Origin of the sequence: Glaciimonas sp. Gout2 (assembly GCF_035018905.1) — a bacterium.
Lineage (GTDB): Bacteria > Pseudomonadota > Gammaproteobacteria > Burkholderiales > Burkholderiaceae_D > Glaciimonas.
Map to the genome: position 1 here is coordinate 148,651 of NZ_JASJXA010000009.1, position 15,811 is coordinate 164,461.

11 protein-coding genes are annotated in these 15,811 nt (G+C 51.5%); 8 read left to right on the plus strand and 3 right to left on the minus strand.

Going from position 1 to position 15,811, the window contains the following annotated elements:
• Positions 1-28: 28 nt before the first annotated feature.
• The 6 genes from QN379_RS09070 to phaP all read left to right on the plus strand — a co-directional run bounded on the left by QN379_RS09070 (position 29) and on the right by phaP (position 8,439).
• A complete protein-coding gene (locus QN379_RS09070; RefSeq protein ID WP_323506510.1) occupies positions 29-1,273 on the plus strand; it encodes an HlyD family secretion protein in 1,245 nt (414 codons plus the stop codon).
• A 10-nt stretch (positions 1,274-1,283) separates the two neighbouring features.
• Complete coding sequence (locus QN379_RS09075; protein WP_416348538.1) at positions 1,284-3,401, plus strand: peptidase domain-containing ABC transporter; 2,118 nt, start codon at positions 1,284-1,286, stop codon at positions 3,399-3,401.
• Positions 3,398-4,858, plus strand: coding sequence for a TolC family protein (locus tag QN379_RS09080; RefSeq protein ID WP_323506512.1), 1,461 nt, complete (start codon positions 3,398-3,400; stop codon positions 4,856-4,858). The genes QN379_RS09075 and QN379_RS09080 overlap by 4 nt, the downstream gene beginning before the upstream one ends.
• Before the next feature lie 578 nt (positions 4,859-5,436).
• On the plus strand, positions 5,437-6,840 hold the full coding sequence (locus QN379_RS09085; protein ID WP_322235050.1) for a patatin-like phospholipase family protein: 1,404 nt from the start codon (positions 5,437-5,439) through the stop codon (positions 6,838-6,840).
• 13 nt (positions 6,841-6,853) lie between these two features.
• Complete coding sequence (locus QN379_RS09090) at positions 6,854-7,690, plus strand: M15 family metallopeptidase (protein WP_322235052.1); 837 nt, start codon at positions 6,854-6,856, stop codon at positions 7,688-7,690.
• A gap of 179 nt (positions 7,691-7,869) precedes the next feature.
• Complete coding sequence (gene phaP / locus QN379_RS09095) at positions 7,870-8,439, plus strand: TIGR01841 family phasin (protein ID WP_322235054.1); 570 nt, start codon at positions 7,870-7,872, stop codon at positions 8,437-8,439.
• Positions 8,440-8,614: 175 nt separating this feature from the next.
• Here the strand turns inward: phaP and QN379_RS09100 are convergent, their stop codons facing one another.
• A complete protein-coding gene (locus QN379_RS09100; RefSeq protein ID WP_323506513.1) occupies positions 8,615-9,532 on the minus strand; it encodes a LysR family transcriptional regulator in 918 nt (305 codons plus the stop codon).
• Between the two features lie 234 nt (positions 9,533-9,766).
• Here QN379_RS09100 and ygiD point away from each other — a divergent pair, with 234 nt between their 5' ends.
• Entirely contained in the window at positions 9,767-10,573 is an 807-nt protein-coding gene (gene ygiD / locus QN379_RS09105) for a 4,5-DOPA dioxygenase extradiol (RefSeq protein ID WP_323506514.1), read from the plus strand.
• A 78-nt stretch (positions 10,574-10,651) separates the two neighbouring features.
• Here the strand turns inward: ygiD and QN379_RS09110 are convergent, their stop codons facing one another.
• Positions 10,652-12,265 carry an NAD(P)/FAD-dependent oxidoreductase gene (locus QN379_RS09110; RefSeq protein ID WP_323506515.1) on the minus strand — a complete coding sequence of 538 codons (1,614 nt, stop codon included), beginning with the start codon at positions 12,263-12,265 and terminating at the stop codon, positions 10,652-10,654.
• Between the two features lie 339 nt (positions 12,266-12,604).
• Between QN379_RS09110 and QN379_RS09115 the strand changes: the two genes are divergently transcribed.
• Positions 12,605-12,919, plus strand: coding sequence for a YXWGXW repeat-containing protein (locus tag QN379_RS09115; protein ID WP_322235066.1), 315 nt, complete (start codon positions 12,605-12,607; stop codon positions 12,917-12,919).
• A 235-nt stretch (positions 12,920-13,154) separates the two neighbouring features.
• On the opposite strand, the gene mnmC is transcribed toward QN379_RS09115, so the two are convergent.
• On the minus strand, positions 13,155-15,131 hold the full coding sequence (gene mnmC, locus QN379_RS09120) for an FAD-dependent 5-carboxymethylaminomethyl-2-thiouridine(34) oxidoreductase MnmC (RefSeq protein WP_323506516.1): 1,977 nt from the start codon (positions 15,129-15,131) through the stop codon (positions 13,155-13,157).
• Between the last annotated feature and the right edge of the window lie 680 nt (positions 15,132-15,811).

A 15,811-nucleotide genomic window follows, 5' to 3' on the forward strand; every position in this document is an offset into this window, starting at 1 on the left:
TACTTCATTTCATCGATCCACGTTGCCTATGCCTCTATTTCGAGAACAAGCGATAGCCGCTCAACAGGCTAACTATCTGAATGGAATCATATTGATTCGACCGCTGTCAATGTCAGTTCTGACAGGTTGCGCATTCATACTGGCGTTGCTGCTCGGAGCGTTTTTGACTTGGGGCAGTTATACCCGTCACAGCACCGTAACGGGCCAATTAATTCCAACGTCCGGTTTTATCAAAGTCTATGCAATGCAGCCCGGCATCGTGGTCGAAAAACGGGTGACCGAGGACAGTAATGTCATCGCTGGCGAAGTGTTGTACGTATTGTCGGGCGAGCGCGACAGCAGTAGCGGTGGCCCTACACAAGCGGCTATCAGCGCCGCAGTAATACAACGACAGGTCAGTCTGCAAAGCGAGTTACAAGCCATGCGAAGTTTGCAGCAGCAAGAGCGTGGCGCATTAATCATCAAGATTACTGGCACGGATGCGCAACGTCAAAATCTTGCTGGTCAGATCGACGGTCAGCGCGCCCGTGTCGCACTTGCGCAACTGACAGAAGCGCGATATCACGGCTTGCTGAAACAGGATTTTATTTCTCAGGAACAGTGGCAGCAAAAGCAGGAAGAATTGCTTGATCAGCGCAATCGCCAGCAAAGTCTGGAGCGTGATCGTATAAGCGTTGTGATCGAACTTGCGGCGCAACGGAATGCACTTGGCGCTTTGTCTTTGCAGCAGCAGAATCAGTCAGCACAGATCGAGCGTAGCTTAAGTAACGCCTCGCAGGAATTGAGCGAAAGTGAAGCGCGTCGGCGGTTGGTAGTTAAGGCCCCTCAAGCGGGGAGGGTAACTGCAGTGTTGGCCGAAATGGGACAAACCATAGACCCGACCCACCCCTTGCTCAGCATCGTCCCATCGGGCGTTAGTTTGCGCGCTGAGCTTTATGCGCCGAGCCGCTCAATCGGTTTTGTGCGCGTCGGTGATCAGGTGTCGTTGCGTTACTCAGCTTATCCCTATCAAAAATTTGGACATCAACGCGGTACCGTAGAAACGGTGGCGCTCACTACTTTATCTGGGAGCGAATTGGGCGGCACCGCCAGCGGTGCAAAAGAGCCCTTGTACCGTATCACCGTGGCATTGCAAAACCAATCCGTACGCGCCTATGGAAGTCCGCAACCATTGCTGGCGGGTATGTCGCTAGAGGCCGATATCGCGCAAGAAAAAAGACATTTGTATGAATGGGTGCTTGAGCCGTTATATACATTGACAGGAAAACGCTGATGAAAGTTCGTTGATGATGGCGGCCCCGCTGTCCTTTGGTTTTGCTACGTCGTTGCCGCTGATCTTACAAACCGAAAGCGCCGAATGCGGCCTTGCGTGCGTTGCGATGGTGGCTGGCTATCATGGTTATCGGAGCGATTTGGCGACATTACGGCAACGCTTCCCGGTTTCGTTAAAAGGGTCAACATTAAGTGATTTGATCCACGTCGCGACCCAATTATCGATGGCGTCGCGCCCGATCAAGCTTGACCTTGATGCGCTTGACCAGTTACGCCTGCCGTGTGTGCTGCATTGGAATTTTAATCATTTTGTCGTGTTGCAAAAGGTGGGGCGCCGCACAGTGACGATACACGATCCGGCAACAGGCATCCGCACCTGCACGCTGGAGGAGCTGTCGAATGCTTTCACTGGTGTGGCGCTGGAATGTTGGCCAGATCCCGGATTTAAGACAGCGGAAGAAACCAAGCGTGTGCGTTTGCGCGATTTGTTGGGACATGTCAGCGGCTTATACCGATCGTTCGGTCAGATTATTTTGCTGTCGCTGGCGCTTGAAACATTTGCACTGGTGAGCCCGTTCTTTATGCAGTGGGTGATCGATAATGTACTGATATCGTCGGATCATGATTTGTTACTAACGCTGGCATTGGGGTTCGGATTTTTGCTGGTACTGCAGCAATTGATTGGCCTGGTCCGCAGTTGGGCAACGATGTATATGAGCACGACACTCAATGTGCAGTGGCAAGGTAACGTCTTATCGCATTTGCTGCGCTTACCGATTGATTGGTTTCAGAAACGCCATCTGGGTGATGTCGTGTCGCGCTTCGGTGCAGTCGGCGTCATTCAACGCACACTGACGATCTCCTTTCTGGAGGCGCTGCTTGATGGCGTAATGGCGACGTTAACGCTGACGCTCATGTTTCTCTATAGTCCTTTGCTGGCATGGATTGCAGTCGGTGCGATGGTGTTATATGGACTAGTGCGCTGGGCCTGGTTTGCGCCACTGCGGCGAGCAACTGAAGAACAAATCATTCACGCTGCTGTTCAGCAGACACATTTTTTGGAGACCATACGCGGCGTTAAAACCATCAAGTTGTTTCAGCGCGGTGATGCGCGACGTGTGGGTTGGCTGGGATTGCTGGTCGATCAGATCAATGCGGATCTGCGCACCCAAAAGCTTAACCTGCTTTACAAATCGCTCAATGGCATGATCTTCGGCATCGAAAATATTTTGATCATCAGTCTTGGAGCAAAGCTAATCATGGAGGGAAATTTCAGCGTCGGTGTGCTGATTGCTTTCGTTGCCTATAAAGGACAATTCGATTCGCGCGTGAGTTCGCTCATCGATAAATGGGTCGAGGTCAAGATGCTGAAACTGCAAGGAGAACGACTGTCGGATATTGTGTTGCAAAAGCCGGAACCGATGGCGACCAACGATGAAAATCCGGATGGACTACCCGCAACGCTGGAGGTAATAAATGTGCGCTTTCGCTACAGTGAGCGCGAGCGCGACGTACTGAGTGACGTATCGTTCATGGTTCGAGCCGGAGAGTCTGTGGCTATCGCTGGTCCGTCCGGTGGCGGCAAGACGACGCTAATGAATATTTTGTTAGGCGTGCTGACGCCGACCGAGGGCGAGGTGCTGATAGGAGGGCGCAACCTTGAGCGGGTGGGTCTGTCTACTTTGCGCGGTATGGTCGCTACGGTGTTACAGGACGATGTTTTGTTCGCCGGATCGATAACTGACAATATCTGTTTTTTTGATCCTGCGGCGGATCGGGAGTGGATCGGAGAGTGCGCGAGGCTGGCGGCAATTCATGATGACATTGTCGCTATGCCTATGGCTTACAACACAATGGTGGGTGATATGGGAACGGTGTTGTCGGGCGGTCAAAAACAGCGCGTGTTGCTGGCGCGTGCTTTATATAAGCGGCCGAAGATATTGTTTCTCGATGAGGCCACCAGCCATCTGGATATCGCCCGTGAACGGCTGGTTAATGATGCGGTTAAATCGCTGCACATTACACGGGTGATTATCGCTCATCGACCAGAAACAATCGCATCAGCCGACCGCGTGTTAATACTTGAAGACGGCAAACTGACGCAGCAGCCACCGGCACAACCGGCATGAATAGCCAAAGCATGACGACAGGTCGGAATGCCATACGGATGGCAGTATGGATGTGTTATCTGACAGTGTTTGCCGCAAAGTCATGTTTGGCGATAGATTTTTTGCATGATCCTTTTGGTGTGAACGTCGCTGTCTCACCAACCATTGACAAGAACATGGCTTTAGCTGGTGTATGTGGCGGGCTGACTTTGCCGACGGTATTAACGATGGCCGAAGCTGTCAGTCGCAGCCTGTGTAATAACCCGCAAACCGCTCAGGGTTGGGCCGGTGTGAAAGCGCAGGCTGCTTCTGTCGGCAGCGCTCAAGCGGCGTATCTGCCACACCTGAATGCCAGTGCGAATGTAGCGAAAGTGGCTAACCGGATTACGATTCCCGACTATCCTGCAGCTTCTAGTGCGCTGAGTGCGCGCAGTAGTGACGTGAACTTAAGCTTGAACTGGGTGTTATATGACTTCGGACTGCGCGCTGCTAATCTGGAGAGTGCGCGCCAGTTGCTAAATGCTGCGGTGGCAGCGCAAGATGATGTGTTGCAAACTGTGTTTTTAAGCACGGCGACCAGTTTCAACGCAGCACAAGCAGCGCAAGCCGGGTTATTGGCAGCTCAGGATGCGGAGCAGGCAGCGGCACAGAGCTATCGCGCGGCCCAAGCTAAATACGTGGCAGGAGCCGGCTCTCTTGCCGATAAGTTGCTGGCGCAAACCGCTTCTGCGTCGGCCGTGGTGCAACGCGTTCGCGCTGACGGCGACTGGCAGACTGCATTAGGTGGTTTGGCGAGTGTTATGGGCCTGCGCCCCGATACGCCGTTGCAGTTGGCGGACATCGGCATGGAGGCGGAAGATGTTGGGCCAGCGCCGGTTTTTGAGAAAGCTGTTGGAGAGTTGATCGAGGCGGCGTTGAGCGTGCATCCAAAAATTATTGCGGCGCGAGCGCGGTTGCAATCGGCGCAAGCGCAGGAGGAAGCAGCGCAGGCGCAAGGAAAACCGACGCTGTCGCTGTATATGACGGGTGATCGAAGCGATACGCCTATCAACCAAGTGGCGTCTCGGCAGATCAATAATAGTCGCAGTATCGGCTTGCAGATCAATATTCCATTGCTTGATGGTATCAGTCGCAACTATCAGGCACGCGGCGCGCAAGCGGGCGTTGAAAGCGCTGCTGCGGAGTTGGCAGAGACGCAGCGAGTGGTGGCGCTAGAAGTCTGGAACAGCGCCAAGAGTTTGCACACTGAAACAGAGAGCGCAAAAGCAACATTGATATTGATTCAGAGTGCGCAGCAGTCGATGGTTGTGGCGCAAGGCAGATACAAGGCGGGCGTCGGTACCATGTTGGAACTATTAAAGGCGCAGAGCGAACTGGCCGCTGCTGGGCAGCAGCGTATTATTGCGCTAACGCGAGGACAAACTGCGCGCCTCAGATTGGCAGCCAGCCTGGCACGCTTACGGATGGACGTTCTATAATTGCCGTGTAGGATGTGCCTGCGCAGGGACTCAAAATGTGGACTGCAAGCGTAAATCGATCATGTGGCGGCTTCAATTGGTAAGGTGCATTGCTGGGTTAATGCTATGCTCACAGTTGGTAAAAAAACAGCGCATGTAAGTTGATCAGGCGATAATTTTCCTTTTTTGCATGGTTGATTTTCAATGGCTAAGCGACAACTGAGTGATAACAAGGAATGGTGGAGTAAATGTTAGCGAACTATGTAGTAGTCGGATTGGAACTGAGTGTGGTGGTGATGATCGGTTTGGCAATCTATTTAATTAGAAAAAAATGAAGTATCGACAAGAAATCGATTCGTCGTCGGATGACTTGCTTCATCAAGGAGGTTTACAATAATGTGCTGGCATTGAGACTGTAGAGTCAGTTCTCGGCATGAGACTCTTAGCAAAGTGAAGTTGCGGTTGGCCGTGTCGCTGATTAATGGATGCGCCAAAGCAAGATAACGTCATTGGCTTAATGCATAAGTAGTTGCTTATCGGCACCACATTAGTAAGGTCGGGTAAGATTAGGTTTCTGTTACCGCAAAGGATGGCGTCACATGACCAGTAAAGTTACGAGTAAACGTGCTGCTAGCGTGGCATCTCCCCTTAAAGCGACAACCTCTGGCGCAACCAAGGTCATTCCTGCTAAGGGTATGAAAAAAGTCGATAAACCGGCTATCGCAAAGGCAGTTATCAAGGCCGATACCGCACCAAGCTCCAAGGCCAGCATTAAACGAAGCATCAAGGACGGCAGCAAAGCAGGAGTTGAATCGACGACCAAGCCGAGTAATGAGTCAGGTAGTAAGCCAGTCACGAGGCCGACAACTAAACCAGCCGCGAGTCCCCGCATTGTATTGGTGTTGCAGGGCGGTGGCGCATTAGGTGCATATCAGGCTGGCGTCTATCAAGCCATGCACGAACACAACATGACGCCGGATTGGGTGGTGGGTACTTCCATTGGCGCAATCAATGCCGCTATTATTGCCGGTAACTCGCGAGAGTTAAGACTCGCACGCTTAAAAGAATTCTGGGATTCGGTCTCGCATAAAGATCTGGTGGACATGGCGCAAGTGCCGGATGCTGCGCGCAAGTCCAGTACCTGGTGGACAACGTTAGATACGGTGTTACGCGGCGTGCCGGGTTTTTTTAAGCCGCGCCACATTAACCCATTCGCGCTGGGTTTACCGGTAGAGCCGGAACAAGCAAGTTTCTATGACACAGCGCCGTTAGGCGAGACTCTGGCGCGATTGGTTGATCTGGATTTTCTGAACTGTCCCGACAGTATTCGGCTAACGGTCAGTGCCATGAAGGTGACGACTGGCGAATTGGTCTGTTTTGACTCCGATCAGCGCAAAATCGGTATCGAACACGTAATGGCTAGTGGCGCGTTGCCACCCGGTTTCGCCCCGGTGCGCGTGGATGGCGACTTGTATTGGGATGGCGGTTTGTACTCGAATACACCTTTGGAAATCGTGCTCGATGATCAGGATGATCGGCCCGATAAACCGCGGGTTGATACGATCTGCCTGATGGTGGATCTCTGGAGTGCAGAAGGTGAAGAGCCGCGCACCCTCGATGAGGTTGAAACGCGCCAGAAGGATGTGACATTTGCATCTCGATCACAGCGCCACATTGAAAACTATTTACTCAATCATCAGTTACGCCGCACAGCGCGGGCGTTATATGAAAAATTACCAGCAGAAGAGCGGAGCAAAGCCGATCTCAAACAATTTGCTGGCCTCGCCGACACCAGCACCATCCATTTGGTGCGGCTACGCTATTCCGGTCATGATTGGAATATGGCCTCGAAGGACGTTAATTTTTCGCGTGGTTCGGTGCAATGGCGTTGGGAGCAAGGCTATCAAGATGCATTGAAGGCGATACAAAGTGCAACAGTCGGCATGTTTGGCAGAACCGATGCAGGGCTGGTGATCCATGATCTGATTGAGGTCCCCGCTTGACAGGTCGGCAGCTGTGAACCGATTAACAACAACGTTGACATTGCGATTGTTGCCATCGCTAAGGCTGCTTCCCCACCTCATTCTTACCCTGAGTTGCGTGGTTGCGGCTGGCGCTGAAGTGTCGACAGATCGTCCGGCAATGGTGGCGCCTGACGATGTCAACTGCGCGCGTCTTAAAAGTACACGCGTCATGCGACCGGGCGCGCCTGTGAATTGCTCCCAATTGCAAATAGTGCGTTTCTCTTATATCGGCTTCGATGATCGCTTACACAATGACGGAGAAGTCATGGTGATGGCGGCGGTTGCGCCGGAGGTGCGCACTATTTTCTCGCTATTGCTGGCACGCCGCTTTCCTTTGGCCGGTGCGCATTTGATGAATAGTTATCTTGGGGATGACGATGCGTCGATGGCCGATAATAATACCTCCGCTTTCAACTATCGGCCGATAACCGGCGGTGGTGCACCGTCGTTACACGCATACGGTTTGGCGATTGATATTAATCCTCTACAAAATCCCTATTTGCTCCGCTCTGGCAATGGAAGGGTGGATGTTAGTCCAGCGGCCGGGAAGGCGTATGTAGCGCGTTTACCATTAAGACCTGGAATGGTCGACGATCAGGTAGTCCAGATTTTTGCCGCGCATGGATTCCCGATTTGGGGCGGCGATTGGCGTAAACCGATTGATTATCAGCATTTTCAAGTGAGCAGAAAGACAGCGGAACACCTGGCCAAATTGGGACTCAAAGAAGGACGCACGTATTTTGAAAATAGCATCCAGGCCTATCAAAGCTGCTTAGTGCGAAACCGGAAAATGTCCGAATCTAAAAGATTTTGTACCCTTGCAGAATAGGTGCTGTTGTGGGATAAATACAAGTGTCGAGAGACAAATGTTAAATCATTCGTTTATATTTGTTGCGTCGCACAATAGTTCTTGACGTCATATTTTCTATATGTAAAATACGTTTTGTTGCAGCGCACCATTTTGGTGGCTGATCTTTAGCAATACTACTTATAATTTAGGAGAAGAACATGTTTTCATTTCAAGAGCAGTTTTCCGCAGCCACTAAAGCCCATTTCGAAGCGCAACTCGCACTATTGAACACGCTGACTACTAAAGCATTCGAAGGCGTTGAAAAAGTTATCGAATTGAACATGAATGCAACTAAAGCGTCGATGGAAGAGTCGAGCGTTTCGGCCAAGCAATTGTTGGGCGCGAAAGATGCGCAAGAATTTATGTCGATATCGGCATCACAAGCTAAGCCAAGCGCAGAAAAAGCAGCCGCTTACGGTCGTCATTTGCAAGGTATCGCTACTGGTACACAAAATGAATTGACTAAAGCAGCAGAAGTACAAATTGCAGAAACCAGCCGCCGTATTAACGCGTTGATTGATGAAGTTAGCAAGAACGCTCCAGCAGGTTCGGAAAATGCAATCGCGATTCTGAAGTCTGTCATTGGCAACGCTAACGCTGGTTACGAGCAATTGACTAAGTCAGCTAAGCAAGCCGTTGAAACATTGGAAGCTAATGTAAATAACGCAACAACTCAGTTTGCACAAACAGCTGAAAAAGCTGCGCGCGCCGCAACGCCTAAGAAATAATATTCGCATTAATATGGTCAGTCGAACATTGGTTCGGCTGCATCAAGAGGGCCACTTAGTTTGCTAAGTGGCCCTTTTTGTTATATGCGGTGAAAGGACTATTGTGTGCCGCTTGCATTGCGGTTTTGTGGTGCGCCAAGGGATTGATTGGTTGCACATCAACCGTATGACGGGTTCACTCGTGTGGCAATCCCAGATCCCAATAGGGCGTGTCCCCAAATTGCTCTCCCAAAAAATCCACAAAGGTGCGAACTTTGGCAGACAAATGGCGACGGCTGGGATATGCCGCGTAGATAGAAAGTGTCTCGCTGTGATATTCGGGTAGCAACATGACAAGTCGCCCCGCGCGAACATCATCACCGACAATGAACGAAGGTTGCCGAATAATTCCCATCCCCGCTATCGCAGCTTCACGCAACAGATCGCCGTTGTTCGTGTTAAGTCGGCCTTTGACATGCACAGCAATCGTTTTGCCATCGCGTAAAAAACGCCATTCATCACGCGGTGTCGAGTAGGCATAATTCAAACAGACATGGTTTTCCAAGTCTATCGGATGTTGGGGGGTACCATTTTTTGCAAGATAGCCGGGCCCAGCGCACAACAAAACCCGCGCCGGTGCGATTTTCCGCACAACTAAACTTTGTCCTTGTAGTTTGCCGATTCGGATCGCGAGGTCGTAACCTTCGTCGACCAGATCAACGATGCGGTCCGATAAGGAGACATCAAGTACGACATTAGGATATCGCTCAGCGTAAAGCGGTAATACGCGGCCAAGATGATTCACTGAAAAAGATACCGGAACGTTAATACGCAATATCCCGCTTGGGTTCGCCGCGCTATTGCTGGCTTCCGTTTCCGCTTCATCGAGATCAAATAAGAGCTGGCGACTGCGCTCAAGATACGCGGTTCCGGTATCGGTGAGGCTAATCCGGCGGGTCGTGCGATTAAGAAGGCGCGCGTGCAAATAGGCTTCAAGGTCAGCAATGTGGCGGGTCACCGATGGATTTGAGATATCCAATGCCCGCGCCGCGGCCGATAAACTGCCGCAATCGGCGACTTTGACAAACACTTTCATCGATTCAAATAAATTCATAACGACGCACTATTATTTTGGAATTCGGAATGATCATTTTCTACGAAGCCTATTTTTCTTTCAAGTGAAAAAATATATAGTGAATATTCGCAGTTTGAGGGCTTGTGTCAACGGCTGGCATCAACGGCTGGAATTAACGGCTTGTATCACAGCTCGTTTCAAGGCCATTTGAGCGGCTGGCGTAGCGTGATTCCCAGCCTTTTCAATTTTTTACATTATTAGCGGAGAGATTTTATGAGCCATGTTGTCACCCATCGCATGCCAGCGATATTTTTTGGTCATGGCAGTCCTATGAACGCCTTGCAGGATAATCGCTACACCGCCGCTTGGGAACAGTTGGGCGCGCGCGTAACCGCCTTGAAGCCAAGGGCAATTTTATCTATTTCAGCGCATTGGTACACGCGTGGAACCAATGTTACGGCGATGCCAATGCCGAAAACTATTCATGATTTTGGAGGGTTTCCGCAGGCCTTGTTTGATATTCAGTATCCAGCCCAGGGCGATCCTGCGTTAGCGGCCCAAGTGCGTGACTTGCTGGCACCGATGACGGTTGAGATGGATGATTCCTGGGGGTTGGATCACGGTACCTGGTCGGTTCTGGTGAAGGCTTTTCCAAAAGCCGACGTGCCGGTTATCCAGTTGAGCATCGATGCAACGCAGCCACCGCAATTTCATCTTGAACTTGGACGGAAATTAGCCGTTTTGCGCGAGCAAGGCGTGTTGATTATCGGGAGTGGGGATGTGGTGCACAATTTGCGGCTGGCAAATTGGGACCCACACGCACCGGCTCGGGATTGGGCGATGCGTTTCAACACCACTATCCGAGAAAGCTTATTGGCTGGCGATGTGCAAAAAGTGACGGATTACGCTGCACTAGGCGAAGATGGGCAATTGTCAGTCCCCACCGCCGAACATTTTTTGCCGTTACTGTATGTGATCGGTACGCAACAGGATGACGAAGCGATTTCAATCCCGGTAGACGGCATTGAAATGGGCGCGATCAGTATGATGTCGGTGGTCGTGGGTGCGCTATGGGATTGAAGCGGTAGAGCGACGCCGGCATGTGTTCAACGGCTATCGCTCTGCGCTATTTTTGCGTCACATGATCTCCTGATCAGGCTAGTTGCCGGTGCTACTGGTCATGCTCAGCGCCACCGCTTCTGCAACACGAATGCCATCAATTGCCGCGGACATAATGCCACCCGCATAGCCCGCACCTTCGCCAGCAGGGAATAAACCGACAGTGTTCAAACTTTGCAGGCTGTCGTCGTGGCGCTTGATCCGCACCGGCGAAGAGGTGCGGGTTTCCACGCCCGTCAGTACCGCATCCGCCATAGCAAAGCCACGGATTTGTTTATCGAACGCGGGTAACGCCTCGCGCATGGCGGTGATGGCATACTCCGGCAGTGCCAAACTGAGGTCGCCAAGCTGCACGCCAGGTTTGTAGGATGGCAATACCGTGCCGAATTCAGTTGAGGCGCGACCCGCCAAAAAGTCGCCCACCAGTTGTCCTGGTGCGTTGTAATTGCCGCCGCCCAGTTCATAGGCACGCGACTCCCAATGTTCCTGCAAGGCAATTCCGGCCAGCGGATGATCGGGGTAATCAGCCGGCGTAATACCGACCACGATGCCGCTGTTAGCGTTGCGTTCATTGCGCGAATACTGGCTCATGCCGTTGGTGACAACGCGTCCCGGTTCGGAGGTTGCCGCCACGACCGTGCCGCCAGGACACATGCAAAAGCTGTATACCGCGCGGCCATTAGCGCAGTGATGCACCAATTTGTAATCGGCAGCGCCAAGGATAGGGTGACCGGCGCTTGGGCCAAATCGACATTTATCGATCAGTGATTGCGGGTGTTCAATGCGAAAACCGACCGAAAATGCCTTCGCCTCGACGTAAACACCGCGCTCGAAAAGCATTCGAAAGGTATCACGGGCGCTATGACCGATTGCCAGCACTACATGGTCGGTGACAATGGTCTCGCCGCTGGCGAGGATCACGGCACGGATTTGCCCCTTATCGATATCCAGATCCTGGACTTTTTGCTCAAAACGAAACTCTCCGCCCAGCGCTTCAATCGATGCACGCATTTTCTCGACCATCTTCACCAAACGGAAGGTGCCGATATGCGGTTTGCTGACGTACATGATTTCTTCCGGGGCGTCTGCCGTGACAAATTCGGTCAGCACTTTGCGACCGTAGTGCTTTGGATCTTTAATCTGCGTCCATAATTTTCCATCGGAGAAGGTTCCTGCGCCACCTTCGCCAAACTGTACATTCGATTCGGGTTGCAGCTCGCGCTTGCGCCAGAGGCCCCACGTATCTTTGGTCCGTTCGCGCACCGCTTTGCCACGCTCCAGGACAATTGGTTTAAAACCCATCTGCGCCAAAATCAAGGCAGCAAACAGTCCACAAGGCCCGGTGCCGATAACAACTGGTCGCGACTTTTCTGTACCGTTTGCATGCGCTACAAATTTGTACTCCATGTCTGGGGTTGGCGTCACATTTTTAAGCGCCTTGAGACGTTGTTGCACCGCCGCCTCATCTTCCAATTCGACATCGACCGTATAGGTCAGCAACACTGCATTCTTTTTGCGGGCGTCATAACTTCGACGAAAAATCGTAAAGCCAAGCAGCGCGGCCGGTTTAATTGCTAACCGGTCCAGAATCGCGCTGCGGAGCGCGTCTTCCGGGTGGTCGAGCGGTAGCTGTATTTCGTTCAATCGCAACATGGGTGTTCCGGTATTTTTGGTAAATAGTAAGTGCCGATATCATTGGACTGATTCATGGGTCGAATGCATCGGACGGATCTTAGGGGCCTGTCGGACCTGCGGGTCACGGCTGAATGGATGCATTTTACCTTAGCGCTCGCCCATTCCGGCTTTTACCACAGTCGATTCCCGTCGAATTTAGCCTGAGCAGGATAAGCAGCGTGAGAGGTGTTTCAAACTGTGTCAAAAACGCTGAAAAACCGGTTGTTTGGTCAAATTGGAAACAAAAAATTACAGTTAATGTGAAAGTGCTGGCCTATATTACTTATCAGGACTTGCTCACATTAAAGGAGAATTTTCATGAAGTTCAAATCGATTCTTTGCGTCAGCTTGCTCGCAGTGAGCGCTGGATTCATAGCGCCGATAACGCAGGCACACGCACAGGTGGTCGTCGGTATCGGGGTTGCTCCGCCGCCTCCACGCTATGAGGTTGTACCGCCACCGCGTGGCGGCTTTATCTGGGCACCGGGCTATTGGCGCTGGAATGGTCGTCGGCATGTCTGGGTCGGCGGACATTATATGCGGGCGCGTCCCGGCTATCGTTACCATGCACCGGGTTGGGAGCACGGTCCCCGCGGTGACTGGCGGTTCCGTGAGCGCGGTTGGGAAAGATAACTTTTTGGTGATGATGGCCCTGATGCGTTTGGGTCATCATTGTTTTTCTTACGTATTCGTACGTTTTATTGCTTTTTCGATATTTATTGGCGAAGTGCACTCCAAGTAGCCGCACGCCTTTATGCATCTTTTTTGTCTATTTGAAGTCTTCTAGAAATATCGATTCGTGATTGAAGATTTTTGCAGGATTGGTGTCGCGAACGGTTTTTAATTCATCGCCAGCTACATGTTTACATTAATTGGATTTTTTCCGACGCTGCGTCCGCAAAAGAAAACGTGCAGGATCGACGGCCGCCGCCAGCTCCGCTTCGATCGGTAACGGCTCACCGTTCAATTCTGCCGCCAGCAGTTCGGCTGCGAGCGGTGCCCAGATCAACCCACGCGAAGCAAATCCCAGCAATCCATACAGGCCAGGAAATCGCGGCAGATCTTTCAGTTGCGGTTCACGCAGTGCAGAGTTTGTTATCGGATCTGGAAGGGCACCGATTAACGGTAAACGGTCGGTGGAGACACAGCGGAAACCCACCCTTCCAGCGAGTGGCAGTTGCGCCGTATCGACTTTCCAATCGGGTAAAATTTTCTGAAGACGGACAATATTTTCATTCTGACTTTTTTGCCGCAATATCTCCTCGTGGTCTTCGTCATACGTCGCACCCAAGCTGTGCCAACCGTCAGCGGCCGGCGTTAAATAGCCATCTCCACACAGCACTTGTGTGATGTTTGGGGCGCTGTCCTCATGGAGGTAGGTAACCTGACCACGAATGGCTGTTAGTGGCAGATCGCGGGTTTGTGGAAACGTTAGCGCACCCATTCCATTTGCCATAATCACCACCGGCGCACTGGCAATCCCTTTTCCTTGGTCGTCGCATACTTGCCAACCATCGACCGTTTTTATGAGCGAGCTGACCGACCTATTAAAATGCATTTCCAATCGTTCACCGCAAGCCTCCAGCATTGTCTGACATAAGCTACGCGGATGCACCCATCCGCCGCCGGGAAACCGCCAACCGCCATGGTTCACTTCGGTTCCGAGTAGCGCGCTGGCGGCCGACTGCGTGAGCCATTGCGCATAGTCGTTTGGATGCTTGGCTTGCGCCGCCCAACGCCGTTGCGCATCGGCCTGATCGGCGTCGCGCGCAATCTGAAGTACACCGCAACTTGCACCCGAGAAGGCATTGCCTATACCGCCGAGACTTTCCCATACATGGCGTGCGAAAAGATACGCGGCACAACTCAAGCGCGAAGTCGGATTATCATCTCTTGACAAAACCGGCATGAAAATGCCGACGGCGTTGCCGGATGCTTCTTGCGCGATATCGGCATGACGCTCGATCAGGCTGACTTTCCAGCCGCGCAATGTCAGCCGTTGGCAAGCGGCAGCGCCCGCTAATCCTGCGCCGATAATAATCGCGTGACGCTGATTCTGAGAGGGATTGCTAGTTGGCAAAGTTGGCTGCCAGCGTGGCAAAAAATACGCGATTGCAGTGTTTGCAAAGCCGGCAGAATTTTTTGTATTGTCGATGATGGCAGAATTCTCGAAAACAAATCCGGCTTGCTCCAAACTTTTTTGTTGTCTATCGCTCAGATCAACAATAGTTAATCTTGCGTTGGGAATCGCTAGTCGATTGAGTCTTCCCAGCAAAGGTAGTGGCCATAGTTGTTGCGCTGGACCATGGACATAAAATGTATTTATACGGGCTTCAATCTGTTGTAAGCATTTACCGCTGTCGCCAATCATCAACGTCAATACGATCTTGTTGTGCGCCAGATAAAGACGATGAAAGCCCACCATCAAGGTTGGCCAGACCGCACGTAATTCCTGCGCGTGCATCGCCCATTCCGGCCATGTTGCGTGCGCTTCGGTCAGTTCCGCGATGGAAAATGAGGTTGGCATCAACGCCAAATAATGTAACTGTTGTGGGCGCTCGGGATGTTCGCACCAACTCTGCCATGTAGCGAGAAAATGACCACCTGCATCGAACGCTGTATCGAGAATTGTGAAGCAATCCTGTTGCTGCCATTGATCGATAGGCGATGCAATGCCGAGCAAGTTATTCATTGATGTATTGGCTGAAGTATTTACCGATTTTTCGACGACGGTATCAATGATGGTATTAATCGATTCGTCACGCGCTATTCCTTCCGCCGAAGCTGGATCGGATTTGTCAGGAGGAGGCGCGCCAGGCAGAAAAGGTGGGACAGATTTGTGCATGCGGAGAGTGTAACGACATTTCCTTTCAATAGATGTAATTATGACTGCAAGGCGAATTCTTCGTTAGATGGATTGGTAAGTTTGTGGTTGGCATTGTTTACATAAGACTCAGTAAAGAATAGTTAATTCCGACACTCGCTTCTTAGCTCGCCTCATTTTTGATTTGCCATTCCCTACAAGAACCAGAATCTTCTTAGAACTATTCACGACCATTCCCGTTTATTATTGCCGCAGAGTTTTTCACCTCCACGATTGCAAGATTGTAATAAAGATAAAGATTGCATTCAATCGTCCTCACGTTCGTAGCGGAAGGTCTTCCATCATGTCCAGCAGTCGCACTTTCAGCGCATCTGGCAGCGCTATTCCAACACGCTTGAATCAACCTGCGCTGGTCCACTCAGTCTCTGCGGAACAGAGGGACTGAACGCGTTGTTTCACTAAACCGGCGTGCTGATAAAGCCCGAAGCCTTGAGTTGATGATCGTACTGTACGGCAACGGTGGATTTGTCTGCAGCGCGGTTGGTAACAAAGAAACCGGACAACAGCACTATCTAAGCCCTGCCTATTTTTTCGATTTACCTGAAAGCCAAAAGACAGGAGTTTCATGCCACCGAATATCAAAGACCTATTTTTTACTGAAACGACCCATGTTGATGAAGTCAACTGTCGGGCTACCATGA